This is a genomic window from Phenylobacterium sp. (assembly GCF_036502675.1).
Lineage (GTDB): Bacteria > Pseudomonadota > Alphaproteobacteria > Caulobacterales > Caulobacteraceae > Phenylobacterium.
On record NZ_DASXYF010000107.1, the window covers coordinates 13025 to 39389 of the forward strand.

At 71.7% G+C, this 26365-nt stretch carries 25 protein-coding genes; 13 read left to right on the forward strand and 12 right to left on the reverse strand.

What is annotated here, in order from left to right; genetic code table 11:
• Nucleotides 1–31: 31 nt before the first annotated feature.
• The 3 genes from VGL30_RS13600 to VGL30_RS13610 form a co-directional block, all read right to left on the reverse strand.
• Complete coding sequence (locus tag VGL30_RS13600; protein ID WP_331540542.1) at nt 32–2479, reverse strand: TonB-dependent receptor; 2448 nt, start codon at nt 2477–2479, stop codon at nt 32–34.
• 206 nt (nt 2480–2685) lie between these two features.
• Nucleotides 2686–3384 carry a TetR/AcrR family transcriptional regulator gene (locus tag VGL30_RS13605; protein ID WP_331540543.1) on the reverse strand — a complete coding sequence of 233 codons (699 nt, stop codon included), beginning with the start codon at nt 3382–3384 and terminating at the stop codon, nt 2686–2688.
• A 112-nt stretch (nt 3385–3496) separates the two neighbouring features.
• Nucleotides 3497–4300: an SDR family NAD(P)-dependent oxidoreductase gene (locus tag VGL30_RS13610; protein ID WP_331540544.1), complete on the reverse strand. Its 804-nt coding sequence runs from the start codon at nt 4298–4300 to the stop codon at nt 3497–3499.
• A gap of 436 nt (nt 4301–4736) precedes the next feature.
• On the opposite strand from VGL30_RS13610, the gene VGL30_RS13615 reads away from it, so the two are divergent.
• From VGL30_RS13615 to VGL30_RS13625, 3 genes are read left to right on the forward strand one after another with little or no spacing between them, the layout of a single operon-like run.
• Nucleotides 4737–6035, forward strand: coding sequence for an amidohydrolase family protein (locus tag VGL30_RS13615; protein ID WP_331540545.1), 1299 nt, complete (start codon nt 4737–4739; stop codon nt 6033–6035).
• Nucleotides 6032–6808 carry a DUF2889 domain-containing protein gene (locus VGL30_RS13620; RefSeq protein WP_331540546.1) on the forward strand — a complete coding sequence of 259 codons (777 nt, stop codon included), beginning with the start codon at nt 6032–6034 and terminating at the stop codon, nt 6806–6808. The genes VGL30_RS13615 and VGL30_RS13620 overlap by 4 nt, the downstream gene beginning before the upstream one ends.
• A gap of 56 nt (nt 6809–6864) precedes the next feature.
• On the forward strand, nt 6865–7653 hold the full coding sequence (locus VGL30_RS13625) for a class I SAM-dependent methyltransferase (protein ID WP_331540547.1): 789 nt from the start codon (nt 6865–6867) through the stop codon (nt 7651–7653).
• Here the strand turns inward: VGL30_RS13625 and bioD are convergent.
• Both bioD and VGL30_RS13635 read right to left on the reverse strand, forming a co-directional pair.
• Complete coding sequence (gene bioD / locus VGL30_RS13630) at nt 7607–8305, reverse strand: dethiobiotin synthase (protein ID WP_331540548.1); 699 nt, start codon at nt 8303–8305, stop codon at nt 7607–7609. The genes VGL30_RS13625 and bioD overlap by 47 nt on opposite strands.
• 3 nt (nt 8306–8308) lie before the next feature.
• Nucleotides 8309–9457, reverse strand: a complete 1149-nt coding sequence (locus VGL30_RS13635) for an aminotransferase class I/II-fold pyridoxal phosphate-dependent enzyme (RefSeq protein ID WP_331540549.1) — start codon at nt 9455–9457, stop codon at nt 8309–8311.
• Between the two features lie 100 nt (nt 9458–9557).
• Between VGL30_RS13635 and VGL30_RS13640 the strand changes: the two genes are divergently transcribed.
• Nucleotides 9558–10826 carry an adenosylmethionine--8-amino-7-oxononanoate transaminase gene (locus VGL30_RS13640; protein ID WP_331540550.1) on the forward strand — a complete coding sequence of 423 codons (1269 nt, stop codon included), beginning with the start codon at nt 9558–9560 and terminating at the stop codon, nt 10824–10826.
• A 7-nt stretch (nt 10827–10833) separates the two neighbouring features.
• Here VGL30_RS13640 and VGL30_RS13645 read toward each other — a convergent pair whose 3' ends face one another.
• Nucleotides 10834–11331 (reverse strand): MOFRL family protein, encoded by a 498-nt coding sequence (locus VGL30_RS13645; protein ID WP_331540551.1) that lies wholly within the window; start codon nt 11329–11331, stop codon nt 10834–10836.
• Nucleotides 11241–12122 (reverse strand): glycerate-2-kinase family protein, encoded by an 882-nt coding sequence (locus tag VGL30_RS13650; protein WP_331540552.1) that lies wholly within the window; start codon nt 12120–12122, stop codon nt 11241–11243. The genes VGL30_RS13645 and VGL30_RS13650 overlap by 91 nt, the downstream gene beginning before the upstream one ends.
• Before the next feature lie 201 nt (nt 12123–12323).
• Between VGL30_RS13650 and VGL30_RS13655 the strand changes: the two genes are divergently transcribed.
• The 6 genes from VGL30_RS13655 to VGL30_RS13680 all read left to right on the forward strand — a co-directional run bounded on the left by VGL30_RS13655 (nt 12324) and on the right by VGL30_RS13680 (nt 17999).
• Nucleotides 12324–13199, forward strand: a complete 876-nt coding sequence (locus VGL30_RS13655; RefSeq protein ID WP_331540553.1) for a xanthine dehydrogenase family protein subunit M — start codon at nt 12324–12326, stop codon at nt 13197–13199.
• The gene (locus tag VGL30_RS13660) at nt 13196–13684 is read left to right on the forward strand and encodes a (2Fe-2S)-binding protein (RefSeq protein ID WP_331540554.1); all 489 of its coding nucleotides are present in this window, start codon (nt 13196–13198) and stop codon (nt 13682–13684) included. Before VGL30_RS13655 ends, VGL30_RS13660 begins: the two co-directional genes overlap by 4 nt.
• Nucleotides 13681–15957 (forward strand): xanthine dehydrogenase family protein molybdopterin-binding subunit, encoded by a 2277-nt coding sequence (locus tag VGL30_RS13665; protein ID WP_331540555.1) that lies wholly within the window; start codon nt 13681–13683, stop codon nt 15955–15957. The genes VGL30_RS13660 and VGL30_RS13665 overlap by 4 nt, the downstream gene beginning before the upstream one ends.
• The gene (locus tag VGL30_RS13670; protein WP_331540556.1) at nt 15957–16205 is read left to right on the forward strand and encodes a MoaD/ThiS family protein; all 249 of its coding nucleotides are present in this window, start codon (nt 15957–15959) and stop codon (nt 16203–16205) included. The genes VGL30_RS13665 and VGL30_RS13670 overlap by 1 nt, the downstream gene beginning before the upstream one ends.
• Nucleotides 16206–16217: 12 nt before the next feature.
• Complete coding sequence (locus VGL30_RS13675; RefSeq protein WP_331540557.1) at nt 16218–17018, forward strand: SDR family oxidoreductase; 801 nt, start codon at nt 16218–16220, stop codon at nt 17016–17018.
• Between the two features lie 99 nt (nt 17019–17117).
• Complete coding sequence (locus VGL30_RS13680; RefSeq protein ID WP_331540558.1) at nt 17118–17999, forward strand: Coq4 family protein; 882 nt, start codon at nt 17118–17120, stop codon at nt 17997–17999.
• Here VGL30_RS13680 and VGL30_RS13685 read toward each other — a convergent pair.
• On the reverse strand, nt 17987–18616 hold the full coding sequence (locus VGL30_RS13685) for a TetR/AcrR family transcriptional regulator (protein WP_331540559.1): 630 nt from the start codon (nt 18614–18616) through the stop codon (nt 17987–17989). The genes VGL30_RS13680 and VGL30_RS13685 overlap by 13 nt on opposite strands.
• Before the next feature lie 139 nt (nt 18617–18755).
• Here VGL30_RS13685 and VGL30_RS13690 point away from each other — a divergent pair, with 139 nt between their 5' ends.
• Genes VGL30_RS13690 through VGL30_RS13700 form a run of 3 tightly spaced genes read left to right on the forward strand, consistent with a single transcriptional unit; the run spans nt 18756 to nt 22865 of the window.
• Complete coding sequence (locus VGL30_RS13690; protein ID WP_331540560.1) at nt 18756–20150, forward strand: efflux transporter outer membrane subunit; 1395 nt, start codon at nt 18756–18758, stop codon at nt 20148–20150.
• 30 nt (nt 20151–20180) lie between these two features.
• A complete protein-coding gene (locus VGL30_RS13695) occupies nt 20181–21317 on the forward strand; it encodes an HlyD family secretion protein (RefSeq protein ID WP_331540561.1) in 1137 nt (378 codons plus the stop codon).
• Between the two features lie 3 nt (nt 21318–21320).
• Complete coding sequence (locus VGL30_RS13700) at nt 21321–22865, forward strand: DHA2 family efflux MFS transporter permease subunit (RefSeq protein WP_331540562.1); 1545 nt, start codon at nt 21321–21323, stop codon at nt 22863–22865.
• A gap of 16 nt (nt 22866–22881) precedes the next feature.
• Here the strand turns inward: VGL30_RS13700 and VGL30_RS13705 are convergent, their stop codons facing one another.
• The 4 genes from VGL30_RS13705 to VGL30_RS13720 form a co-directional block, all read right to left on the reverse strand.
• Nucleotides 22882–23349 carry a pyridoxamine 5'-phosphate oxidase family protein gene (locus VGL30_RS13705; protein WP_331540563.1) on the reverse strand — a complete coding sequence of 156 codons (468 nt, stop codon included), beginning with the start codon at nt 23347–23349 and terminating at the stop codon, nt 22882–22884.
• 131 nt (nt 23350–23480) lie between these two features.
• Complete coding sequence (locus VGL30_RS13710) at nt 23481–24332, reverse strand: SDR family NAD(P)-dependent oxidoreductase (RefSeq protein WP_331540564.1); 852 nt, start codon at nt 24330–24332, stop codon at nt 23481–23483.
• 56 nt (nt 24333–24388) lie between these two features.
• On the reverse strand, nt 24389–25222 hold the full coding sequence (locus tag VGL30_RS13715; RefSeq protein ID WP_331540565.1) for a hypothetical protein: 834 nt from the start codon (nt 25220–25222) through the stop codon (nt 24389–24391).
• A 138-nt stretch (nt 25223–25360) separates the two neighbouring features.
• Nucleotides 25361–26290 carry an NAD(P)-dependent oxidoreductase gene (locus VGL30_RS13720; protein ID WP_331540566.1) on the reverse strand — a complete coding sequence of 310 codons (930 nt, stop codon included), beginning with the start codon at nt 26288–26290 and terminating at the stop codon, nt 25361–25363.
• Between the last annotated feature and the right edge of the window lie 75 nt (nt 26291–26365).

Here is a 26365-nt window from a genome sequence, read left to right on the forward strand (position 1 = left end):
CGGGCCGCGCTCGCGCACGGCCCGGCCGCATTCAGTGCGATCCGAACGCATACCGCAGCTGAACGCCGATCTCCCGCGGGATGGTCGCGCTCACCCAGAAATAACCCGACTGACCGAACTGGGCGGCGGTCGTGCCGCTCGCCGGCAGCAGGTTGCTGGTGATCACCGTCCGGGTCAGCTCCACCTTCTTGTTGAAGGCGTTCTTCACATAGGCGCCGATCTCCCAGGTCCCGCTCGCGTCGCGCACCCCGGCGAACAGGTCCACCAGGGTGTAGGCCGGGACGCTGGCCAGGAACCCGTAGTTCGGGTTCTTGCCGCGGTAGGCCACGTTGAAACGGGCGTAGCCGTTGAACTTGTCCATCGGCACGACGTACTCGCCGTTGAAGGTCGCGGTGAATTTCGGCGAGGTGTTGAGCGTCACGCCGGAGGGCTGCGTGCAGAAGTTGACCTCGTTGGTGGCCGTCAGGGGCACGCTCGGGTTGTTGCACGGCACCAGGCCGCCCTTCGACGTGATCTTCGCATAGGCGGCGTTGCCGGCCAGGTTGAGGTTGCGGACCGGCTCGAAGGCGACTTCGGCCTCGAAGCCGCGCACCCGGCTGTCGGCGTTCTGGTAGAAGGCCGGCGAGGTCTGGGCGGTCGCCCCGGTGGTCACGTTGCGGTAGTTGGTGCCCGGGAATTGCGCGAGCTGGCCGCTGTAGTTGATCTGGAAGATGTCGGCGTTCAGCCGCACACGGTTCTCCAGCCAGGTGGTCTTCAGGCCCGCCTCGTAGGAGGTGGAGCGTTCCGGCCGCGGGAAGCGGATCGTCTCGCTGGCGACGAAGACGCCGATGTTCGTGCCGGGCGTGCGGTAGGAGCTGCCGACGGTCACGTAGCCCAGCAGGTCCGGCGTGAATTTGTGCGAGAGCGAGACGTTGTAGATCGTGGGCGTCCGGGTCTGGTCGGAGGGGAACTGCAGCGGCGCGAGCTGCTGAACCAGGATGCGGTCGCAGTAGCCGGCGCCGTACACCTGGCTGACCGCCGCGCCGGTGCAGACGCCGCCGGCCCCGGCCGCGGTCACGCCGAGGCCGGGGCCGATGATGATGATGCTGTTGCTCGCGCGGTGGTCGTGGATCTTGCGGATCCCGCCGGTCAGTTCGGTGTCCCAGGGCAGGTGCAGGGTCGCGCTGGCGTAGACCGAAGAGGTCATCTGGGTGGTCGGTATGACCACAAACTGCGGCAGGCGATAGCGGTCCGCGGCCGCCGGACTGGCGTAGGGGCTCTGCGTCAGGCCAGGCGCGCCGAAGGCGCCCGGGAGGTACGACGAGGTGGTGTAGAGGTCGGTCTCGCTCTTGTTGTGGTAGAGGTAGCCCCCCACCACGTAATCCAGCATGTGGCCGCCGGGAATGGAGGAGAGCCGCAGTTCCTGGGTGGTGAGCTCCTTGCCCGTCGCGGTGATGCCCTGGGCGGGGTCGTAGCCGATCAGGTTATTGCCCGGGTCCTGCGAGTTCGGGCCGCTGAACTTGGTCTGCTGAAAGCCGCCGATATACTGCAGGGTATGGCCCGCCACGTCCCATTTGGCGTTGAGCATCCAGATGTCGGCGCGGCTCTTGAGGTCCGACCGCAGGTCGTTGACCGCCAGGTAGTCCTCCGTGCTGATCGGCGGCCCGTTGTAGTTCGGGGGCAGCACGCGCGTGGTCTGGCCGGGCGTCGCGCCCGCTGGCGTGGTGAAGCCCGGGCTGCCCGTCCCCGCCACATGGTCGTAGGTCTGGTTGATGTTGCGCAGGTACTGGTAGGACAGGTTGACCGACAGGTTGTCGGTCGGCTCGTAGTACACCGTGACGCGGGCGCTCTTGGCGCCGACGTGCGGCGGCAGCCGGTTGTTCAGGCTGTGGACGCGGTTGCCTTGGCTGTCCTCGGCCAGCCCGGCCACCCGGATCCCGAGCTTGTCGGTGATGATCGGGATGTTCAGCGCGCCCTGGAAGTTGGTGTGGTCATGATTGCCCACGAGCGCGCTGGCGTAGCCGCCGAACTCGCTGAGGTTCACCGCCCGCGGCGTCACCGTGATGGCGCCCGAGATCGAGGGCGCGCCCCGCGCCGTGCCCTGCGGCCCGCGCAGGATTTCCAGCTGGCCGACGTCATACAGGCTCAACAGCGCAAAGTTCGGGTCGACCGCGACTTCATTGATGTAGATCGGGATCGCCACGCTGCCGGATGCGGACGACCACCGGACGCCCCGTAGCGTCACCTCGGCGTTCGACCCCCGGGAACCGGAGGCGAACGACAGCTGCAGGCCGGGCGCCAGCTTGGTGACCTCGGTGAACTGGGTGACGGCGTACTTCTGCAGCCCCTCGCCGTTGATCGCCTGCACCGTCACCGGGATGCTCTGGACGTTTTCCGAGGTGCGGCGGGCGGTGACGACCACTTCGCCGAGCGTGGCGCCTTCGCCGGCGCCCTGCGCGAACGCCGGGACGGCGGACGTGAGCGCAGTGGCGCCCAGCAACACAATAAGTATGCGATTGTCCATGTTTCCCCCATGTCGTCGGAACACGTGTAATTATGCGTCGCTCACAGGCGCGAAACCTTCGCGACCTGCGGAACGTCATTATCGACGAAACCGAGGCTTCTTCGTTTCTGCAGGATTGTCAACCGCCGCGGTCGCGCGACAGGCGCGGGCCGGACCGGCGGATTGTCAGCTTGCGGCGCGGGTTACGGCACGACCGGGTGCAGCGGATTGACGATGTCGGCGATGAGGTGGGCCAGGGCGCGGTTGTTTTCCCCCCAGCGTACGCCGCGGCTGGTTTCTTCCCGGCGCGGGCCTCCGCGGACGTCGGATTCCAGCGCCATCACCGTCGCCAGGCGTTCCAGGGCGGTGATGATCGCGCCCGACAGGCTGACGGCGGTGATCACGTCGCCCGTATCGATGCGCCGGATGTTGCGGAACTTCTCGCCGAGCGCGTCGGCGAACTGCATGGCGTTGCCGTAGCGGATCTTCACGAACCGGGGGTCGCCCTGGTCGGCCATCTGGTTGCGGGCCCGCAGCAGGGCGCCGTGCTTGATCCACAGCTCGAAATAGGCCTGCACGAACTCGAACGCGCAGGCGTAGGTGCGCTCGGTCGGCCAGGGCGTCTTCAGCATGGCGAGCACGCCGTCCAGTTCGTGGGCGAGGTCCTCCAGCACCGCCAGCAGCACCTCGCCCACGTCCTCGAAGTAGAGGTAGAAGGTGGGCGCGGAGATCTCGGCCTGCTTGGCGATCGCCGCCACCGTCAGGCTGCCCATCGGTGTCTCGCGCAGCAGGTGGCCGGCGCCGGCGACGATGTTCGCGCGCGTCCGCCGGCCCTTGCGGCCGAGCGCCTGGCCCGACTTGTTGACGGTGATCGTCTCGTTGACGGTAATGGTCTCGGTCATCGCAGTTGCTTCCGGCCGGCTCCGGCCTGTTACGTCGGTTCCAACTCTAAGACAGAAATCTTAATTCTGGATTCGCGAAAGGCCGGCCGGCCACAACTCCCGTCGGGCGAGCCTAGATGCTGAACGAGTAACCGCCGTTCACCGGATAGGTCTGGCCGGTGACCCAGCTCGCCTCGCGCGAGCAGAGGAACAGCGCCATCGCGGCGATGTCCTCCGGCTGGCCGAAGCGGCGGATGACGTAGCGCGACAGCTGCGCCTTCACCCGTTCGGAGGACATCACGGTCTCGCGCTGCTCGTCGGTCATCGGCGGCCGGACGGTGCCCAGCGCGATGTTGTTGGCGGTGACGTTGTAGCGCCCGGCGTCGCGGGCCAGGCCGCGCATGAAGCCCGCGGCGCCGGCCTTGGCGGCGGCGTAGTCGGCCATCCGCGATTCGCCGACCCGGCCGGCGTCGGAGACGATGGTGACGATGCGGCCGTACTCCTTCTTGACCATGGCCGGCGCGGCCACGCGGCAGCAGTTCATCACCCCGAACAGGTTCACCCGGAAGAAGCGGTCCCAGTCCTCGGGCTCGGTCTCCCAGAACAGCGGGAAGGCGGAGGCGAAGCCGTCCGGCCCGGCGTTGCCGGCGTTGTTCACCAGGATCGAGGGCGCGCCCAGCGCCGCCTCGGTCTTGGCGAAGGCCTCCCTGACGGCGGCGATGTCGCTGACGTCGGCCTGCACGGCGAAGGCCTTGGCGCCGTCGGCTTTCAACTCGTCCGCCACGGCCTCGGCGCGGTCGAGGAAGTAGTCGTTCACCGCCACCGCGGCCCCGTGCGCCGCGAAGAGCCGGGCGATGCCGCGGCCCACCCCCTGGCCGGCGCCGGTGATGAACGCGGTCTGGCCCGTGAGGTCGAAAGTGTTGGGTGTGCCGGTCAAGGATGTTCCTCCGATGGCGTGAAATCTGTTGTCTGTTCGCGGCTCTACGCTCGCCGCGGCGGTTCGCCAAGCGCCCGCGCCCCCGACGGGCGGCCCCGAGCCCCTGCGCCGCCCAAGCCGGGCCAAAAGCTGACAGACGATAGGTTCTTGTTCCGGGGCGCGCAACGGCTTTGAGCGCCGCGCGGCCGCGGCCCGGCGACTCGTCCCTTTACGCGGCGCGCCGCGATCGACCTTTCCGGCTTCGCGCCCATCCTCGACTACGTCCGCCAGGCGTTGCGTCCGCCGCCCGCCGCCCAGCGTGGCCGGAGGTTCTGCTGGACGGGCGATTTCCGAGGGAGTAGAGTGAAATGACGGTGTATCAGTTCTTGGGTGCGCCTCAGCCGCCCCGCGCAAGACGGGCGGAATCGAGACCTTTAGCGAGGAACCGGCCATGCAGATGAACGATCTCATCCTGGTCAGCGTCGATGACCACCTGGTCGAGCCGCCGGACGTGTTCGAGAACCACGTCCCCGCCGCCTTCCGGGACAGCGCGCCGCGCCTGATCCGCGAACCGAACGCCGACTACTGGATGTACGGCGACCGCAAAATCCGCAACGTGGCCATGAACGCCGTCGCCGGCCGGCCGCTGGAGGAATACGGCTTCGAGCCCGCCAAGCTGAGCGGCATGCGCCGCGGCTGCTGGGACATCCACGACCGCATCGACGACATGAACGCCAACGGCATCCTGGGATCGTTGTGCTTCGGCTCGTTCACCGGCATGGACGGCTCGGTGTTCCTGGCCAACCCGGACAAGCGGGCGGCCCTGGCGCACCTGAAGGCCTACAACGACTGGCACATCGACGAATGGTGCGCCGCCTATCCCGGCCGGATGATCCCGGTGGCGGTGCTGCCGCTGTGGGACATGGCGGAGACGGTGGCGGAGATCAGGCGCGTCGCGTCCAAGGGGTGCCATGCGGTCAGCGTCTCCGACAACCCGACGGTCAAGGGCCTGCCCAGCATCCACAACCAATACTGGGCGCCGTTCTTCAAGGCCTGCGCGGAGCACGACGTCACCATCTCCTGCCACATCGGCACCGGCAACGCCCCCAGCCACACCTCCATGGATTCGCCGATCGAGGTCTGGACCACCACCTTCCCGATCGCCATCGCCATGGGGGCGGCGGACTGGCTGCACCTGCCGGCCCTGAAGCAGTATCCGAACCTGAAGATCTCCCTGACCGAGGGCGGCATCGGCTGGATCCCCTACCTGCTGGAGCGGGCGGACTACGTCCACTGGCGCCACCACTCCTGGACCAATTCCGACTTCGGCGGCGAGAAGCCGTCCGACCTGTTCAGGAAGCACTTCTACACCTGCTTCATCGACGACCGCTTCGGCCTGCAGAACCGCGACGCCATCGGCGTCGATACGATCTGCTACGAGTGCGACTACCCGCACTCGGACTCGGTCTGGCCGGAAAGCCCCGAACTGCTGTGGAAGTCGTTCGACGGGCTGGGGATGACCGACCTGGAGATCAACAAGGTCAGCCACCTGAACGCCATGCGGGCGTTCAATTACGACCCCTTCAAGCACATCGCCAGGAAGGACGCGACCGTGGGCGCCCTGCGCGCGGCGGCCACGGCCAAGGGCGTCTCCACCGCGCCGGTGTCGTTCGGCGCCGCCGAGCGTCCGGTGGAGGAAGGCGTCACCCGGGTGGTCACCTCGGGCGACGTCGTCAAGCTGTTCCAGGCGGGTTGACGGCCCTGGGCGAGGTCTCCGAACCCGGGGCCGGGGCCCGGCGCGGCCCCGGCGGCGCCTACCGCCGCTGCGTGCGCATCACCGGCGCGCCCGGGCGGCAGCAGGCGGAGATGGAGGACGACTTCCACCATTTCGTCACCGCCGTCCGCCACGACGGCGGCGTCATCCAGGCGGTGGAAATCGAGAGCGTGCGCACGCCCTGGGCCACTTGCTTCATGGCCGCCAGGGCGCTGGAGACGCTGGCCGGCCAGCCGCTGGAGGCCGGGGCCCGCCTGGCCGCCGCCGTGCGCAACGCGGGCTGCACCCACATGCTGGACCAGGTCGCCCTGGCCATCGCCCACGCGGCGCGGGCGACGCCCAGGCTGGACTACCGCATGGAGGTGGAGGCCGGGCCCGACGGCGCGATCCGCGCCCAGCTGTTCCGCGACGGCGCGCCGCTGCTGGACTGGCGCGTGGAGCAGGGCGCCATCGTCGGCGGGGTGCTGGACGGCGTCTCGGTCACGGCGCTTCCCAGACAGGCGGCGGACCGCCTGGCGCCGGACCTTCTGGAGGCCGCGATGGTGCTGCGCCGGGCAGTGCGCATCTCCGGCGCGCGGTCCCTCGACCTGGACGACTTCCCCACCGCCGGCGCGATCGCCAAGGCCCAGCCGGCCACCTGCTATTCCCTGCTGCCCGAGATCCGCGACCGGGCGCACCGCAACAAGGGGACGATGAAGAACTTCTCCGCCGAGGGCCGCTGGCCGCTGGCGGAGGCGCGAGGAACGCCATCCTGAGGCCACGTCTGTTCAGTGCATTGCCATCCAGTCCTGGATTCCGAGGGAGAGCGCCGATGCCGAGCCACCAGGACCAGAACGCCGCCGTCCTCGACCAATTCACCCGACAGGCGGAATCCTACGCCGCCCTGGTCGGCCAGTCCGCCGGCCGCGCCGGGCCCGGCGACCCGGTGGCGCTGAGCGGCGTCTCGCCCGAGGACGAGGTGCTGGACGTGGCCTGCGGGGCGGGCTCGATGACGCTGGACTTCGCCCGTGCGGCCCGGCGGGTGACGGGGATCGACCTCACCTCCGCCATGCTGGCGCAGGCCCGCGCCCTGCAGGCCGAGCGGGGCGTCGACAATGTCGCCTGGGTGCAGGGCGACGTCCTGCCGCTGCCGTTCGCGGACGCCGCCTTCGACGTGGTGGTGACGCGGGCGTCCTTCCACCACATGGCCGACCCCGCCGCGGTGCTGGGCGAGATGCGGCGGGCAGCCAGGCCCGGCGGCCGCATCGTGGTCTCGGACCTGACGCCGGCGGCGGACAAGGGGCCGGCCCTCGACCGGCTGGAGATCCTGCGCGACCCCTCCCACGTCCACGCCCTGCCGGCCGACGACCTGCGGATCCTGGGCCGGGCGGCGGGGCTGCAGGAGCTGCACGTCGCGCCCTATGCGGCGGAGCTGCCGCTGGAGGCGGTGCTGGCCACCTCCTTCCCGGGGCCGGCCGCCCTGGACGAGGTGCGGGCCCTGGTGGCCGCCGACGCCGACGAGGGCGCCGACCGCCTGGGAATGGCCGCCCGCCGCGGGGACGGCGGCCTCTACATCACCTATCCGATGACGACCCTGGTCTGGCGCAAGCCGCAGGGGTGAGCCGGCCGACGAGCTCCGCCGGCGCTTCGCCGCCGCGGGGGATCGCGAACACCGGGACGTCCAGGAACCGCGCCAGCGCCTCGACCGTCTCGCCCAGCGGCGGGGCGTCCAGGCTTTCGCTGACCGCCACCGCCGCCAGGTCGACGCCGGCCCCGCGCAGGGCCGCGGCGGCGGTCAGGGTGTGGCTGATGGTTCCGAGATAGGAGCCGGCGACCAGCAGCGCAGGCGCCTGCAGGGCGGCGGCCAGGTCAAGCATGGTGGCCGTCTCGTCCAGCGGCGACATCACCCCGCCGGCGCCCTCCACCAGCAGCAGGCGGTCGTGCGCCGCGCCGGCGCGCTCCCGGCAGAGGCCGATCACCTCCGTCGCCGAGAGGGCGCGCCCCTCGCGCCGGGCGGCCAGGGGCGGGGAGAGCGGGGCCGCGAACCGCCAGGGGGAGAGGGCGGCCAGCGCCTGCGGCGTCACCGGCCGGCCCAGCGCGCGGAGGAGCACGGCCGGGTCGCTGTCCTCCAGGGCGGCCGGATCGAAGCCGCTGACCACCGGCTTCAGCGCGTCGACCGCATGGCCCCTCGCCGCCAGCGCCCGCAGCAGCGCGGCGCAGACGTAGGTCTTGCCGACGTCGGTGCCCGTGCCGGTGACGAAGAGGGCGGGCAAGGCTCAGGCCCGGATCAGCGGCCGCACGGCGCGGGCGAGGCGGGCGACCTCCTCGTCCGGGTGGGCGGCGCTGAAGGCCACCCGCAGGCGCGCCGTGCCCTCGGGCACGGTCGGCGGGCGGATCGGGACCAGCAGGAAGCCCTGTTCGAGCAACAGGCGCGAGGCTTCCAGGGCCGCGGTCGCTCCGCCGATGATCACCGGCACGATGGGGCTTTGCGCCTGCGGCAGGTCGAGGGCGGCGGTGAAGGCGCGGGCCTTGGCCAGCGGCCGGGCGCAGAGTTCCGGGTCGCCGGCGATGATGTCCAGGGCGGCGATGGCCGCGGCCGCGGCCGAGGGCGGCAGGCCGGTGGAATAGACCACCGTGCGGGCGCGGGTCTTGATCAGGTCGACGACGGCCTGGGAGGCGCAGAGATAGCCGCCGTAGCCGCCCGCCGCCTTGGACAGGGTGCCCATCTGCAGCGGCACCTGCGCGCCGGGGAAGGCGTGGACCGAGCCGCGGCCGTCGGCCAGCACCCCCAGGCCGTGGGCGTCGTCGCTGAGCAGCCAGGCGTCGTGGGCGGCGCAGAGCTCCGACATGCGGTCGAGGGGGGCCAGGTCGCCGTCCATGGAGAAGACGCCGTCGGTAGCCACCAGGGCATGCTCGGCGCTCGCGCGGTTCGCCGCCAGCAGGGCCTCGAGGTGGTCCAGGTCGTTGTGGCGCATCGTCTCGACCTTGGCGCCCGAAAGCCGCGCTCCGGCCCAGATGCAGGCGTGGGCCAGCTCGTCGACGATCACCAGGTCCTTCGGCCCGGCGAAGGTCGGGATGATGCCGGTGTTGGCGAGGTAGCCGGAGCCGAACACGCAGGCCGCCTCCGTGCTCTTCCACGCGGCCAGCCTGCCCTCCAGCACGCTGAGCAGCGGATGGTCGCCGGTGATCAGCCGCGAGGCGCCCGCGCCCACGCCATAGGTCTCGATGGCGGCGGCGGCGGCGGCCTTCACCGCCGGATGGTGCGACAGGCCCAGGTAGTCGTTGCAGGAGAAGGAGATCAGCCGGCGGCCGCCGCGCTCCACCCAGATCTCGTCCATCCGGTGGGTCGGCGCCAGGGTGCGCCTGAGGGTGCGGGCCTCCAGGGCGGCGAGCTTGCTCTCGGCGAAGCTTTGCAGGCTGTGCATCTGATCCTCGGTGGCGGGCGGCGCGCGGAGGGCATAGCAAGGCGCGCCGGGCTCGTAACCCCCGACGAGCCCGCCCGCCATGCTTGATCGGAGTTCACCGATGCCTTCGCCGCCTTCCTGGCTCGCCGCCGGCGCGGAAAACGTCTGGCGGCCCTATTGCCAGATGAAGACCGCAGCCCCGCCGCTGGCGGTGGCCCGCACCTACGGGACGCGGATCGTGCTGGAGGACGGCCGCGAGCTGGTGGACGGGATCGCCGCGTGGTGGACCGCGTGCCACGGCTACAACCACCCGCACATCGCCGAGGCGGTGAGGCGCCAGCTGGACGCCGCGCCGCACGTGATGTTCGGGGGGCTGGCGCACGAGCCGGCCTATCGGCTGGCGCGGCGGCTGGCGGCGCTGCTGCCGGGGGATCTGCAGCACGTCTTCTTTGCCGAGTCGGGGTCGGTGGCGGTGGAGATCGCCATGAAGATGGCGCTGCAGTACTGGATCAACCGCGGCGTCGCGGGGCGGACGCGGTTCCTGGCGTTCCTCGGCGGCTACCACGGCGACACGCTGGCCACCATGACGGTGTGCGACCCCGAGGAAGGGATGCACGGCCTGTTCGCCGGCGTGCTGCCCGCGCAGGTGATGGCGACCCTGCCGACCGACACGGCGGGCTTCCAGGCCCTGGACGCCCTGCTGGCCGCGCGGGGCCGGGAGATCGCGGCGATCATGGTCGAGCCCCTGGTGCAGGGGGCGGGAGGGATGCGGTTCCATGACGCCGAGACGTTGCGGCGCCTGCGGACGCTGGCCGACCGGCACGAAGTGCTGCTGATCTTCGACGAGATCTTCACCGGCTTCGGGCGGACGGGCACGTTCTTCGCCATGCAGGCGGCGGGGATCGAGCCGGACATCGTCACCCTGTCGAAGGCGCTGACCGGGGGGACCCTGCCGCTGTCGGCGGCGATCGCCAGCCGGCGGGTGTTCGAGGCCTTCTGGTCGGACGACCCCGGGGCGGCGCTGATGCACGGCCCGACCTACATGGCCAACCCGTTGGCCTGCGCGGCGGCCAACGCCTCGCTGGACCTCTTCGAGCGCGGCGAGTGGGCGCGGGACGTGGCGCGGGTCGCGGCGGGCCTGGAGGCGGGGCTGGCGCCTTGCCGGAACGCGGCCGGCGTCGTGGACGTGCGGGTGCGGGGGGCGATCGGGGTGGTGGAGTTCGAGCAGCCGGTGAATGTCGGGCGGCTCTGCGCGGCCTTCGCCGAGGAGGGGGCGTGGATCAGGCCGATGGGGAAGGTGGTCTACCTGACGCCGGCGCTCTGCATCGGCGATGCGGACCTGGAGCGGCTGACCGGAGCGTGCCGCAAGGTGCTGGCCTCAGGCGGGTGAGCTCAGGTTACCGGGCGACGCCGATCGCCAGGTCCATGACGTTGGTTCCGGTGGGCCCGGTGACGAACAGGTCGCCGAGGGCGGCGAGCGCGGCGTAGGCGTCGTTGCCGGCCAGGGCGGCGGCGAGGTCGACTCCGGCCTGGACGGCGCGGGCCGCGGTGGTCCCGTCGGCGAAGGCTCCGGCCGCGTCGGTAGGGCCGTCGGTGCCGTCGGTGCCGGCGGCGAGCAGGGGGACGCCGGGGACGCCTGAGAGGGCGCGGGCGGCGACGAGTGCGAACTCCTGGCAGCGGCCGCCCTTGCCCTTGCCCTGCACCTTGAGCGTGGTCTCGCCGGCGGCGAGCAGGATCGTCGGGCGGCCGCGTGGGCGTCGCAGGTCCGCGGCGAAGGCGCGGGCCGCGGCGTGGGCGTCGCCGGTCATGCGGGGATCGACGACCTCGACGGCGTAGCCGAGGGCGGCGGCCCGTTCGGCCGCGGCGGCCAGGGCCGCGGCGCTGTCGGCCAGCACGAGGTGGTCGGCGCGGCCGAGGGCTGCGGAAAGCGGCGCGGGCTCCGGCGGCGCGGCCAGACGGCGCAGCACGGCGGGCGGGGCTTCACGCTCGAGGCCGTGGCGCCTGAGGATCTCCAGGGCTTCGCCGGGCGCGGAGGGTCGGGCCAGGTGGGGCCGGAGCCGATCAGGGCGAGATCGCCGTCGGGGATGTCGGAGATCATCAGGGTCAGGCTGGGCGCCGGGCCGATGGCGCGGGCGAGGCCGCCGCCCTTCACCGACGAGAGCCGGCGCCGCACCGTGTTGATCTCGCGGATGTCGGCGCCCGAGCGCAGCAGCAGCCCCGTGACCGCCTGCTTGTCCTCCAGGGTGAGCCCGGGCGCGGGGGCGGTGAGCAGGGCCGAGGCGCCGCCGGTCAGCAGCACGAACACACGGTCGTCCGCTGTCAGGCCGGCGACGCACTCCAGGACCTTGCGGGTGGCGGCCTGCCCGGCGGCGTCGGGGGTCGGATGGCCGGCCTCCAGCGCCTCGATGCGCCGCAGCGGCGCGCCGTGGCCGTACTTCACCACCAGGCGCCCGGCGTCGATGCGCTCGCCCAGCACGGCTTCGAGCCCTTCGCCCAGGGCGGCGGCGGCCTTGCCGGCGCCCACGACGAGCACGCGCCCGGCGCCCGGCAGGTCCAGCCGGGCGTGGACGCCGCCGCGACGGTAGCTCCAGGCACGGCCGTCGAAGCGGGAATGGGCGGCCAACAGCCGCCCGCCGTGCGCCGCCGCCACGCCGGCCCGGAAGATGTCGGCCAGGACAGTCCTCACCCCATCCCCCGGCTCATGTCGCCTCACGGGTCAAACTGCGTAACCGAATCGCCTTCAGCACTTGATCCGGCCCCCTGCTTCGTGGCCAGATTGCCGGAGACCTTCCCGCGCCGGGCGTGGGCCGGCCGTGCAATTGTTCCAGGGCGTGCTTACCTGCATGCCCAAGTCATACTTCGACACCAGAGGATGGAAGGGGGAAACTTGGCCCAGCGGGATTACATCGCGCCCACCAGCGTCGAGGCGGCCGTAGGCGCCCTGGCCGGCGCCGGCGGCGAGGCGCGCGTCCTGGGCGGCGGCACCGACCTGCTCGTCCAGATCCGCGGCGGACGGGTCAAGCCGTCGCTGATCGTCGACCTGAAGGCCATTCCGGGCGCCGTCGGCGTCCGCCAGGGCCCGGACGGCGGCTTCATCATCGGCGCGGCCACCTGCGGCGCCGTGCTCGCGGAGACGGCGGCCCTGGTGCGCGCCTGGCCGGGCGTCGTGGAGGGCGCCAACCTGATCGGCTCCACCCAGGTGCAGGGCCGCGCCTCCCTGGGCGGCAACCTCTGCAACGCCTCGCCCGCCGCCGACAGCGTGCCGGGCCTGGTGGCCGCCCGCGCCACAGCCGTCGTGGTCGGCCCGGGCGGCCAGCGCGAGGTTCCGGTGGAGGCGATCCCCACCGGTCCCGGGCGCACCTCGCTGGCCAACGGCGAGTTCGTCATGGAGATCAGGCTGCCGCCGCGCCCGGCGAAGTCGGGCGACGCCTACCTGCGCTTCATTCCGCGCACCGAGATGGACATCGCCGTGGTGGGCGCGGCCGTGAACCTGACGCTCGACGCCGCCGGCGTGGTGACCGAGGCCCATGTGGCCCTGGGCGCCGTGGCCCCGACCGTGCTGCTGGTCGCCGACGCCGGCCAGGCGCTGGTAGGCTCGAAGGTGGACGAGGCGGCGCTGGCCAGGCTCGACGCCGCCGCTCGCGCCGCCTGCCGCCCGATCAGCGACAAGCGCGGCACCGTCGAATTCCGTACCCAGATCGCAGGCGTGCTGGCCCGGCGCGCCGCCCTGATCGCCTACCGCCGGGCAAGCGAGCGCGCATGAGCAAGAAACACATCACCGCCGTGGTGAACGGCGACGTCAGCGAATTCCTCAGCGACCCGGGCACGACCCTGCTGGACGCCCTGCGCGACGAGCTGGGCCTGACCGGATCGAAGGAAGGCTGCGGCACCGGCGACTGCGGGGCCTGCTCGGTCATCGTCGACGGGCGGCTGGTCTGCTCGTGCCTGATGCTGGCCGCCGAGGCCGAGGGCAAGCGCATCGAGACCATCGAGGGCATGGCCCAGGACGGAGTGCTGCACCCGCTGCAGCAGAAGTTCCTGGAGCACGCCGCCCTGCAGTGCGGCTTCTGCACGCCGGGCCTGCTGGTGGCGTCCAGGGCCCTGCTGGAAACCAATCCCGACCCCACCGAGACGGAAGTGCGCTACTGGCTCGCCGGGAACCTCTGCCGGTGCACCGGCTACGACAAGGTGATCCGCGCCGTCATGGATGCGGCCGCCGAGATGCGACAAGTTCGGAGAGCGTCATGACCGACACCCTTGACCGTCCGGCGACAAGGCCGGACCTCGCCGTCGTGGGCACCCGCCCGATCCGCCCGGACGGGGCCGAGAAGGTGACGGGCCGCGCGCGTTACGGCGCTGACTTCGTCATGCCCGGCGAGCTGCACGGCCGCATCAAGCGCAGCCCGCACGCCCACGCCCGGATCGTCTCCATCGACACCCGCAAGGCCCGCGCCCTGCCAGGCGTCAAGGCGGTGGTGACCGGGGCCGACTTCCCCGACATCGCCAACGAAGTCCACGACGGGGGCGAGGCCCTCTCGAACCTGCGCGACCTGGCGCACAACGTCATCGCCCGCGACAAGGCGCTCTACGACGGCCACGCGGTGGCCGCCGTCGCCGCCGTCTCGGCCGCCATCGCCGATGAGGCGCTGGACCTGATCGAGGTGAAGTACGAGGTGCTGCCGCACGTCATCGACGTGGAGGCGGCCATGGCCCCGGACGCGCCGGTGCTGCATGCCGACATGTTCACCGAGGGCCTGGGCTCCAAGCCGGACAAGGCCTCGAACGTGTTCAAGCGCTACCAGTTCGCCCGCGGCGACCTGGACGCCGGCTTCGCCCAGGCCGACGTGGTGGTCGAGGGCAAGTACCACACCCAGGCGGTGCACCAGGGCTACATCGAGCCGCACGCCTGCGTCTGCGCCATCGCCCCGGACGGCCAGGCGACGGTGTGGGCCTCCAGCCAGGGCGCGTTCATGGTGCGCACCAACTGCGCCAAGATCCTGAACATGGACATCTCCGACATCCGCGTGACGCCGGCGGAAATCGGCGGCGGCTTCGGGGGCAAGACCACGGTCTACCTGGAGCCGATCGCCCTGGCGCTGTCCAAGCAGTGCGGCGCGCCGGTGAAGATGGTGATGAGCCGCGAGGAGGTGTTCCGCGCCACCGGCCCGACGTCCGCCTCCGCCATGAGCGTCAGGCTGGGCGCCAAGGCCGACGGCACGATCGTCGCCGCCGACGTCGAGATGAAGTTCCAGGCGGGCGCCTATCCGGGGTCGCCGGTCGGCGCCGCCTGCATGACGGTGCTGGGCTGCTACGACGTGCCCAACCTGCGCATCGTCGGCTGGGACGTGGTGACCAACAGCCCGAAGGTGGCCGCCTACCGCGCCCCCGGCGCGCCCATCGCCGCCTTCGCCCTTGAAAGCGCCGTCGACGACCTGGCCCTGAAGCTGGGCATGGATCCCATCGCCCTGCGCGAGAAGAACGGCGTGCGGGACGGGACGGTGGCGGCCTACGGGGCGACGTTCCAGAACATCGGCTACCTCGAGACGCTGGAGGCGCTGAAGGAGACCGCGCACTACACGGCGCCGCTGGGCCCGAACCAGGGCCGCGGCCTGGCCGTGGGCTTCTGGTTCAACTTCGGCGGCGAATCCTCCGCCTCGGTGCACCTGGGCGACGACGGCACCGCGACGGTGGCGACCGGCAATCCGGACATCGGCGGCTCGCGCGCCTCCATGGCGATGATGACCGCCGAGGTGCTGGGCGTGCCGATGGAGAAGGTCCGCTCGATCGTGGCCGACACCGCCTCGATCGGCCACGGCATGGTCACCGGCGGCTCGCGCACCACCTTCGCCACCGGCATGGCGGCGATCCAGGCGGCCGAGAAGGTGGTGGCCGAGCTGAAGCGCCGCGCGGCCCTGCTCTGGGACGCGCCCGCCGACGAGGTGGAGTGGCGCAAGGGCGAGGCGGTCTGGCGCAACGGCGAGAAGACCATGAGCCTGAAGGCGCTGGCCGGGGCCTCCGGCCGCACCGGCGGGCCGATCGGCGCCGAGGTGTCGCTGAACGCGCAAGGGGCCGGCCCGGGCTTCGCCGCCCACCTCTGCGACGTGGAGGTCGATCCCGAGACCGGCGCGGTGACCATCCTGCGCTATACGGCGGCGCAGGACGTGGGCCGGGCCATCCACCCCTCCTACGTGGAAGGCCAGATCCAGGGCGGCGCGGTGCAGGGCGTCGGCTGGGCGCTGAACGAGGAGTACATCTTCGACGCCGCCGGCAGGATGGAGAACGCCGGCTTCCTGGACTACCGGGTGCCGGTGGCCTCCGACCTGCCGATGATCGACGCCATCATGGTCGAGGTGCCGAACCCGCGGCATCCCTATGGAGTGAAGGGCGTGGGCGAGGTGCCGATCGTACCGCCGCTGGCCGCCGTGGCCAATGCGGTGCGCGCGGCCATCGGCGTGCGCATGAACGCCCTGCCGCTGTCGCCGCCGCGGGTGCGCGCGGCGATCGAGGCCAAGGGCGGCTGATGGTCCATGTGGTCTCCACCACGTCGGACCTGGCGGCCCTCACCGGAGGCCTGACCGAGTTCGACGTTGCGGCGGACAGCGTGCGCAAGCTGATCCGGGCGATGGACGTGCGCTTCCCCGGCCTGGGCGAGTTCGTCCAACGGCGGATGGCGCTGGCCATCGACGGCGAGATCCACCAGGACGCCTTCGAGGAGCCGCTGGCGCCGGACAGCGAAGTCTGCCTGATCCCGAAGATCGGCGGCGGTTGAAGGATGACGTCCATGAATTCGCAATCGGGCCTCGCCGTGGTGACCGGCGCGGCAGGCGGGATCGGCGGCGCCTGCGCTCGCCGGCTGGCGCAGGCGGGATACTCCCTGTTGATCACCGACGTGGGAGCGGCCTCGCTGGAGGCCGTGGCCGAGGGGCTGCGCGCGGACGGCGCCGGCGTCGAGGCGCTGGCGGGCGACATGGCCGATCCGGCGTTTCCGGGCCGGATCGCGGCGGCCGTCGGCGCCCGGCCGTTCAAGGCGCTGGTGCACGCGGCGGGCCTGTCGCCCACCATGGGCGGGCCGGAGCGGATCCTCGATGTCAACCTGTTCGCCAGCGCCCGGCTGCTCGACGCCCTGCTGCCTAAGGCGGAGGCCGGGACGGCGGCGGTGCTGATCGCCTCGATATCCGGACACATGCCGGCCTCGCCGGAGGCCGCCGCGGCCTATGACGCGCCGCTGGCGCCCGACGGCCTGGCGGAGCTGCTGAAGTTCGCGCCCACCGCTGAGGCGGCCTATGCGCTGTCCAAGCGCGGCGTGCTGCGGTTGGTGAAGCACCGGGCCTCGGCCTGGGGCGCGCGGGGCGCGCGGATCGCCTCGATCTCGCCCGGCATCATCGACACCGGCATGGGCCGGGCGGAGCTGGCGTCCCATCCGGTCATGACCGGCATGATCCAGGGCTCGCCGCTGGCCCGGATGGGCCGGCCCGAGGAGATCGCGGCGGCGGCGGCGTTCCTGTGCTCGGCGGACGCGAGCTTCGTGACCGGCCGCGATCTGACGGTCGACGGCGGTGAACTGGCGGTGATGGGGCTCTGAACCGGAGGCGCCGGCAGGCGTCATCGGGCCTTGCGATCCGGCCCGGCTGGGGGAGAATGCGGCCGGGCGTTGGGCCGCCCGGCACGGCGAGGCCTGAGGATGGACGACGGCGCGAGACAGAACCCGGCCTATTTCCTCAAGGGCGTCCAGCCGGTCGCCACCGAGAGCAGCGCCCTGGTCAGCTCGTCGAAATACCTGAACGATCCGGCGATCCGCGAGTGGCTGGCGCTGCATTTCCTGCGCCGGAACGGCCCCGACCTGCCCACCGCCGGCGACACGTCGAACGGCCTCGTCCAGGCGCTGCACCGCATCCGCGACTTTGCGGCCCTCGACCGCCTGATCGCCGCGGAGAAGGAGAAGAACCCGAAGTTCAAGGCCTGGCTGGACGCCAAGCCCGTCTGCCGCCACACCGTCGAGGACTTCGGCAGGTACGACCCGGCAAGCTTCGGCGGCGTCTATTATCGCTACGTGGTCGACAATGACTTCCAGCTCAACCTCGGCTGGTCGTTCCCGAAGACCGACGCGGATCGCGAGTACATCCTGTTCCGCTCCGGCCAGATCCACGACTTCGAGCACATCGTCACCGGCGGCCAGTTCAACACCCTGGGCGAGCTCCTGCCCTACTTCGCGCGCCTGTCGAACCTGCACGCCAACCTGAGCCCGGAGCTGGCTTCGGCCCTGTTCACGCTGCACGTGTTCGGCGGCTTCCGCATGGTGATGCGCGCGGCGCTGCACTACCCGGCGACCTGGCTGACGGTGGTCGACCTGATGCGGCGCGGGGTGTCGATCGGGCTCGACTCCGAGTGCATCCTGATGGGGCGGTTCGAGGAGATCTTCCATCTGACGCCGGCGGAGGCGCGCCAGGCGATGGGCGTACGGAACGCCGAAGACCTGGACACGTCGGAAGCCTCGCGGATCTTCGACGGGGAGATGGCGGCGGAGCGAAACGGAGCCCCGACCGGGCCTGATTACGGCGCGTAGGCCCGCATGAAGGTGTCGACCGCGCGGTCCACCTGCACGTCCATCTCCTCGGGCGTCAGGTCGCCGATCACGCCCCACAGGCGGGGCTGGTAGACGCCGGAGATCGCCAGGTCCTTGAACTGCTGCGCCGCGACGATCGGATCGGCGCGGCGCAGGGCGCCCTGGTCCATCAGTTCGGCGAGGTAGGCGCCGATGCGGCCCATCACCAGCCGCGGGCCGGACTCGTAGAAGGCGCGGCCCAGCTCGGGGAAGCGCTCGCTCTCGGCCACCACCAGCCGGTGGATCGCCATCGGCATGGGCGACAGCAGCAGTTCCAGGAAGTTGCGGGCGTAGTGGGTGAGGCGCTGGTGCGGCTGGTCGCCGACGCTGGAGACGTCGAACAGCACTTCCGACAGTTCGCCGCACTGCCGCTCCATCATGGCGGCGAACAGCTCGTCCTTGGAGCGGAAGTAGTTGTAGAGCGTGCCTTTCGAACCACCGAGCCGGGCGGCGATCGCCGACATCGAGGTGGTGGCGTAGCCCTCGGCCAGGAAGCATTGGCGGGCGACGTCGAGGATCGCGTCGCGACGCTCGTCGCGCTTTTCTTCCCTTCGGCTGAGGCCGACGCCCACGCTCATGCTTGAATCTCTACGGTCAGGACTTGACGCCGTCCAGATGGTGTCCCCATAATATGACCGTACCGTACGGTAATTCAACCTTGACGGATCGCCGCAGGCGGTCCGCGACGTTCTCCCCGAGGCGCGGATGCACCGCTCGATGATGCCCTTGCTGGCCAGCGTGCTTTTGGCCGGATGCGCCGCCGTCCCCAAGCTGGGCGAGGCGCCCAGGCCTGCGCCGGCTTCCGCCTATGCGACCGCCGGGAGCTTCCAGGCGCCGGCGAGGGATTGGCCCGCCGACCTCTGGTGGAAGGCCTATGGCGACCCGCAGCTCGACGTCCTGATGGACGACGCGTTGGCGGGCTCGCCGACCCTGGCCCAGGCCGCCGCCCGCCTGCGGGCCGCTGAGGCCGCCGCCCGGGCGGCGCGCGCCGCGACCCTGCCGCAGCTCAGCGCCAACGCCGAGGCCGCCGAGGCGAAGCAGAGCTACAACAACGGCTTCCCCGCCCAGTTCGTGCCGCAAGGCTACCAGGACACTGGCCGCGCGACGCTGGATCTCAGCTTCGACCTCGACCTCTGGGGCCGCAACCGCGCCGCGCTCGCCGCCGCCACCTCCGAGGCGGAGGCCGCGCGGATGGACCAGGCCCAGGCGCGGCTGATGCTGACCACCAACCTGGCGGCGGCCTACGCCGACTTCGTCCGGCTCACCGCCGAGCACGACGCCGCCGAGGCCGCCGCCCGCAACCGCGGGGCCTCGTCGGAGCTGGTGGGCCGCCAGCTGGCCGGCGGCCTGGCCAACCGGGGCGAGGCCGACCAGGCCCGCGCCGCCGCCGCCGCCTCGCAGCAGGACCTGGCCGCCCTGGACGAACAGATCGCCATCGCCCGCAACCGCCTGGCGGCGCTGGCGGGCGCCGGCCCCGACCGCGGACTGCAGCTGAACCGGCCGGCCGCCGCGCCCAATTCCGCCTTCGGCCTGCCGCAGAACCTGGCCGCCGACCTGCTGGGCCGCCGGCCGGACCTGCAGACCGCCCGCCTGCGGGCCGAGGCCGCCGCCAAGCGGATCGCCGTGGCCAAGGCGGGCTTCTATCCGGACCTGAACCTGGCGGCCTTCATCGGCGTCCAGTCGCTGGGCCTGGAGAACCTGACGAAGTCGGGCTCCGACATCGGCCAGGGGGCGCTGGCGTTCAGCCTGCCGATCTTCCAGGGCGGCCGGCTGCAGGCCAACTACCGCGGGGCCCGCGCCAACTACGACGCCGCCGTGGCCGACTACGACCAGACCCTGGTCACCGCCCTGCAGGACGTGGCCGACGCCGCGGCGTCCCTGCGCGCCCTGCAGACCCGCCTGGCCGCCGCCCGCGAGAGCCTGGCGGCGGGGGAGGCGGCCTACCGGGTCGCCCGCCTGCGCTACGAGGGCGGCCTGACCACCTACCTCACCCTGCTCACCGCCGAGGATGCGGTCATCGCCCAGCGCCGGACGGTGGCCCAGCTCGACGCGCGCGCCCTCGCCCTGGATGCGAACCTGGTCCGCGCCCTTGGCGGCGGGTTCCGCGCCTGAACGCCCTGCTGATCATCCGGATGTAAGCCCATGCCGCTCGACGACGACAGCCCGACCGCCCAGGCGCAAGCCCAGGCCGCGCCTCCGCCCCGCCCCGCGCCGTCCCGTCCCGACCCGGTGAAGCGCCGGCGGCGCGTGCGCCTGTTCGTCATCCTGGGCGTGGTGGTGGCCGCCGCGGCGATCCTGTACCTCGTCTACTGGCTGCTGGTGGGCTCGCGCCACGTGGGGACCGACAACGCCTACGTCCAGGCCTCCACCGCCCAGGTGAGCGCCCTGGTGGACGGCCAGCTGGTCTCGGTGCCGATCTACGAGACCCAGGCCGTCAGGAAGGGGCAGGTGCTGGCGGTGGTCGACCCCGCCGACTTCCGCCTCGCCGTCGACCGCGCCCGCGCCGACCTCGACCAGGCCGAGCGCCGGGTGCGCCAGTACTTCGCCAACGACCAGGCGCTGGGCGCGGCGGCCGCCGCCCGCGACGCCGAGATCGTCCAGGCCCAGGCGGAGCTGCGCCGCGCCGAGGTGGACTACGCCCGCCGGCGCAACCTGGCCGGGGCCGGCGCCGTCTCGGGCGACGAGCTGACCGCCGCCGAGGCCGCCCGCACCTCCGCCCAGGCGGCGCTTGTCCAGGCCCGCGCCAACGCCGTGGCCGCCAGCGAACAGCAGCGCGCCGCCAATGTGCTGGTGGCCGGCTCCGACCTGGCCGGCAACCCCGAGGTGGCGACCGCCCGCGCCCAGCTGGCCCAAGCCGAACTGGAGCTTTCCCGCACGGTCATCCGCGCGCCTGTCGACGGCGTGGTCACCAAGAACACGCTGGAGGTGGGCCAGAAGGTGGAGTCCGGCTCGCCGCTGATGAACATCGTGCCGGTGCAGAGCGCCTATGTGGACGCCAACTTCAAGGAGGTGCAGCTGCGCAAGGTGCGCCCCGGCCAACCGGTGACCCTGACCAGCGACCTCTACGGCAAGGGCGTCGAGTTCCATGGCAAGGTGGTCGGCTTCTCCGGCGGCACCGGCTCGGCCTTCGCGGTGATTCCCTCGCAGAACGCCACCGGCAACTGGATCAAGGTGGTGCAGCGGTTGCCGGTGCGCATCTCGCTCGACCCCCGGGGGCTGGCCCGCCATCCCCTGCGTGTCGGCCTCTCCATGAAGGCCGACATCGACGTCGGAGGCTGAGCCGTGGCCGATGCGCAAGCCGCTCCCCCGCGGGAGCCCGAGCCGCTGACCGGTGCGGCGCTGGTGATCGCCGGCGTCTTCCTGGCGCTCGCCAACTTCATGGTGGTGCTGGACACCACCATCGCCAACGTCTCGGTGCCGCACATCGCGGGCTCGCTGGCCGTCTCGCCGTCGCAGGGCACCTGGGTGATCACCTCCTACAGCGTGGCCGAGGCGATCACCGTGCCGCTCACCGGCTGGCTGGCCGGGCGCTTCGGGTCGGTGAAGGTGTTCGCCGTCAGCATCGCCGGGTTCGGGCTATTCTCCATGCTCTGCGGCCTGGCGCCCAGCTTCCCGCTGCTGGTGGCGGGCCGGGTGGCGCAGGGGCTGTGCGGCGGACCGCTGATGCCCATGTCCCAGACCCTGCTGCTGCATATCTTCCCGAAGAACCGGGCGCCGCAGGCGCTGGGGCTGTGGAGCATGACGGTGGTGGTGGCGCCGATCGCCGGACCGCTGCTGGGGGGCTTCATCTCCGACAACCTGCACTGGAGCTGGATCTTCCTGATCAACGTGCCGGTGGCGGCGGTGATCTGCCTGTTCGTGACCCGTTCGCTGGCCAGCCGCGACACGCCGACCCGCCGCGTGCCCGTGGACTATGTGGGCCTGGGCCTGCTGGTCGTCTGGATCGGCGCGCTGCAGGTCATGCTCGACCGCGGCAAGGAGCTCGACTGGTTCGACTCGCCCACCATCGTCATCCTGGCGGTGATCGCCGCCATCGGCTTCGCGGCGTTCCTGATCTGGGAGCTCACTTCGGAGAACCCGATCGTCGACCTGCGGATCTTCCGCCACCGGGGCTTCACGGTGGGAGTGGTGACGCTCAGCCTGACCTTCGGCGCGTTCTTCTCCACCGTGGTGCTGCTGCCGCTCTTCCTGCAGACCAGCATGGGCTACACCGCCTCCTGGGCGGGCTATGCGGGCTGCCTCAACGGCATATTGGCGGTGGCCCTGTCGCCGGTGGTGGCGCGGCTGGTGGGCCGGATCGACGTCCGCGCCCTGGTGTCGTTCGGGGTGTTCTGGATGGCAGGGATCGCCTTCTGGCGCAGCACCTTCACCACGGACGCCAGCTTCTGGCAGTTCGCCTTCCCGCAGTTCGTGCTGGGGGTGGCGGTGCCGTTCTTCTTCATCCCGACCACCAGCCTCACCCTGTCGTCGGTGCTGCCCGAGGAGACCGCCTCGGCGGCGGGCCTGCAGAACTTCCTGCGCACCTCGGCCGCGGCCTTCGCCACCTCGATCATGACCACCGCCTGGGACAACGCCGCCACGGCCAAGCGCACCGTGCTGGCCGGCGCGCTGCCCAACCCGCAGGCGACGCTGGACCTGCTCACCGCCCGCGGCCTCACCCGCGACCAGGCACTGCAGCAGCTCGACGGCATGGCGCAGTTGCAGGCGGTGATGCTGTCCACCAACCAGATGTTCCTGGCCGTCGCGGTGGCGCTGTCGATCGCCGCATCGTTCATCTGGCTGGCTCCCAAGCCCAGGCGTGCCGCCGCCGCCGGCGGCGGGCATTAGGGGGAGGCGGACCTAGCTAGGGGGCCGCCGCCGCCAGCTTGCGATGGTCCCAGCTGATGGTCTTCTCTGGGTGGACGACGATCGCCACGCGCTTGCGGGCCATGCCGGCGACGTGCCTGTCCAGGGCCTCGCCGGCGAACCGGGGCGCGTTTCGGGCCATCACCTGCCGTATCAGCGCCAGCAGCCGGGGGCCTTCGCCGACGATTTCGGCCCGTCCCTGGACGGTGACGCCGCGCAGCTCGCCGTACTCCGTTCCCGCCTCCCACATGAGGCTGATCCGCGGGTCGCGGCGCAGGTTCACCACCTTCTGCGAGGTCCCGTAGGTCTCGAAGATGTAGGTTCCATCCTCGACCGCGAACCAGAGCGTGGTGAGGTGCGGCGCACCGTCCTTGCCGAGGGTGGCCACGACCATGCTGCGGCATTCCTCGATGAAGGCGGCGGTCTCCGCCTCGGTCATGCGGATCAGGTCGCGCTGCTTGGCCATCTTCGGTCGGCGTCCTCAAGTTCGTCGGCGTCCATCCTAGCTAGCGCCCGGGGCGGCGTCCGCAGGTCCCGGGCGGGGTCATGCTGCCGACCCGCGGCCAGGGCTTGGATCGAGGCCTCCCGGTGCGACGCTCACTCCAGCGCCTTGGGCGTCATGCCTTCGGAGACGCCGCCGCGGGCGGTGGTGTGCAGCACGCCGCCGTCGGAGATCACGATGTGGCCGGTCATGTAGGACGAGAGCTTCGAGCCCAGGAACAGGGCCGCGCCGGCGGTCTCCCAGGTCTCGCCCATCCGCTTCAACGGCGTCTGCTCGCGCACCCGCTCGGCGAAGGCGCGGATGCGGGCGCCGGTCTCCGGGTCCGTGGCCTGGCGCTCGATCCCGGCGGTCCAATGGGTGCCCGGGACCACGCAGTTCACCCGGATGCCGTACTCCGCGTACTCCAGCGCCACGGACTTGGTCAGGTGCATGACCGCCGCCTTGGCCGCGCCGTAGTGGACGATGGAGGGCGAGGCCGCGATCCCGCTCGAGGAAGCGAAGTTGACGATCCGGCCCTGGGTTCCGCGCCGCGCCATGGCGATCCCCTCGGCCTGGCAGCACAGCATGGTGCCGGTCAGGTTGACGCGCAGCGGCATCTCCCACTCTTCCAGCGGCAGGTCCATGAACGGCCTGGGCTTCGCCCCGCCGAACCCGCCCACCACATTGACCGCCACCTCCAGCGGGCCCAGGCGCGCTTCCGTCTCGGCCACCATGGCGCGCACGTCCGCCTGACGGGTCACGTCGGCGTGCAGGACGATCGCCCGGCCGCCCTTGCCGGCGATCTCCGCCACGGTGGCGGCCGCCGCCGCCTCGCCGATGTCGCAGCAGGCCACCTGCGCCCCGGCCTGGGCGTAGAGCAGGGCGGTGGCCTTGCCGATGCCGGAGCCCGACCCGGTGACCAGCACCACCGCATCCTGCAGGCCCAGCAGTTGGTCCGCGCCGCTCATGCGACCCTCTCCTTCGTAGCGTTGGCCTCGCACGGCCCGCGGCGCGGACCATGGATCTAGCCCTTCGCCGCCCGCCTGGCCGAGGCCTCGACCAGGGCCCGGTGCGAGGCGTCGCCCCACTTCAGCGACATGGGCTCGGTGTCGATGTCGGCCACGCCGCGAATGCCGAGCGCCTCCCGCGCCTCCGGTACGGACAGGTGCAGGTAGGGCTCGAAGTTGGCCATGTAGGTGAAATCGGACTGCTCGCCGGCCCGGATGCCGCGCGCGATGCATTCCATCGCCGTCGGCCAGGTCTCGGGATAGTGCAGCACGGTGCGCACCGTGTAGCGCAGCGAGATCAGCATGTAGAGCTGCGACAGCTCGCCGGCGAGCTCGGGGCTGAATTCCTTGTGCAGCTGGGTCAGGCAGTAATAGGCGGGGACCAGCTCGCCCAGGTAGTCGAAGCCCGCGCCCAGCAGGATGTGCTCGATGTCGTGGCTGCGCGCGCGCATCAGGCGGGTGAGCGCATACATCGTCTTCGGCATCGGCGGGTGGAAGTCGAGCTCGAAGTTCCGCTCGACGATATAGTCGTAGAAGATCTTGCCCAGGGACGTCTCGGGCAGGTCCTGCAGATCGGCGGCGGTGAAGGTCGGGACGTAGGCCCGGTCCAGCCAGGCGTCGAGGCCGGGGTGGACGCGGCGCTCGGCGGCCAGCAGGTCCTCGACCCGGGCGTCGCCCTGCAGCTCGTCTTCCAGGATGCGGATCATCTGGTAGCCGCCGGCCGGCGAGGCCTGGTCGGGGCCGTTCTTGCGCAGCATGTCGCGCGCGCACCACTCGCGCAGACCGGGGTGGTTGAGGAACTTGGAGCTGCTGCGCAACCGGCTGTGGCCGGCCGGAGGGACCTCGGTCATCGCGTCTTCGTCGCCTCCCTTCGCGAGGGTTCGCTCGAATTCGGCCAAGGCTGGGAGCCCGGGTCCCGGGACGCAAGCTTAAAATTACTGGCGAACGTCAGTTTTCGGGCTCGCCCGGGCGATGAAGGGCGTCGGGTTTCAGCCGGAGCGCCGCGGCGGGGCCTCGCGCAGGTAGGCGATCGCGCGCGAGGCGGCCAGGTCGTAGACCGCGGCCATCGCCTGGTGGGTGACGCCGGCGGTGTGGGGCGAGAGCACGGCGTTGGGCACGTCCCGCCAGCGGTCCGGCGGCGTGGGCTCCTGCTGGAAGACATCGAGGGCCGCGCCACCCAGCCGGCCGTCCTTCAGCGCCGCGATCACTGCGTCCTCGTCGGCGACCCCGCCGCGGGCGATGTTGACCAGCAGGCCCTGCGGCCCCAGCGCCTCGATCACCTCGGCGCTGATCAGGCCCTCGGTCTCCGCGTTGAGCGGCGCGGCCACGATCAGGGCGTCGCTTTGCCGGGCCAGCTCCAGGAGGTCGGGCACATAGGGGATCTCCACCTCCGGCTTCGGCCGCGGCCCGGTCCAGGCGAGCCTGCAGCGGAACGGCGCCAGCCGGGCGGCGATGGCCTTGCCGATATGGCCCATGGCGACGATCCCCACCGCCGTCGCCCCTACCGAGCGGACCGGCTGCAGCTCCCTGGGGAGCCAGCCGCCGGTCCGCACGCGCGCGTCGTTGCTGACGATCCGCCGCGCCGCGGTCAGGAACAGGGCCACGGCGGCGTCAGCCACGTCCTCGGCGTTGACGCCGCTGCCGGTGGCGATGCGGACGCCGCGCGCGGCGGCGGCGGCCTGGTCCACCCCGTCTATGCCCGCGCCGATGGCGACGATCAGGCCCAGGTTCGGCAGGGCGTCCATCTGCTGCGGCCCGAGCCGCTGCACGCCGCTGGTGACGACGGCGCGGATGCTGGCGCGGTCCTCGGCGTCCAGGGTGGATTCGTCGGTCGCCTCGATGAAGCGCACCGCCGACAGGCGCTGGCGCAGCGGTTCGCGGGGCAGGTGCAGCAGGACGGCGTCGGGGCGTGGGGCCATGGTCGCGGACGTTGCCTCACGGCGCACGCCGCCGCAACCGCCGCCGGGCTCCAATCCTCCGCTGAAGGCTGGTCA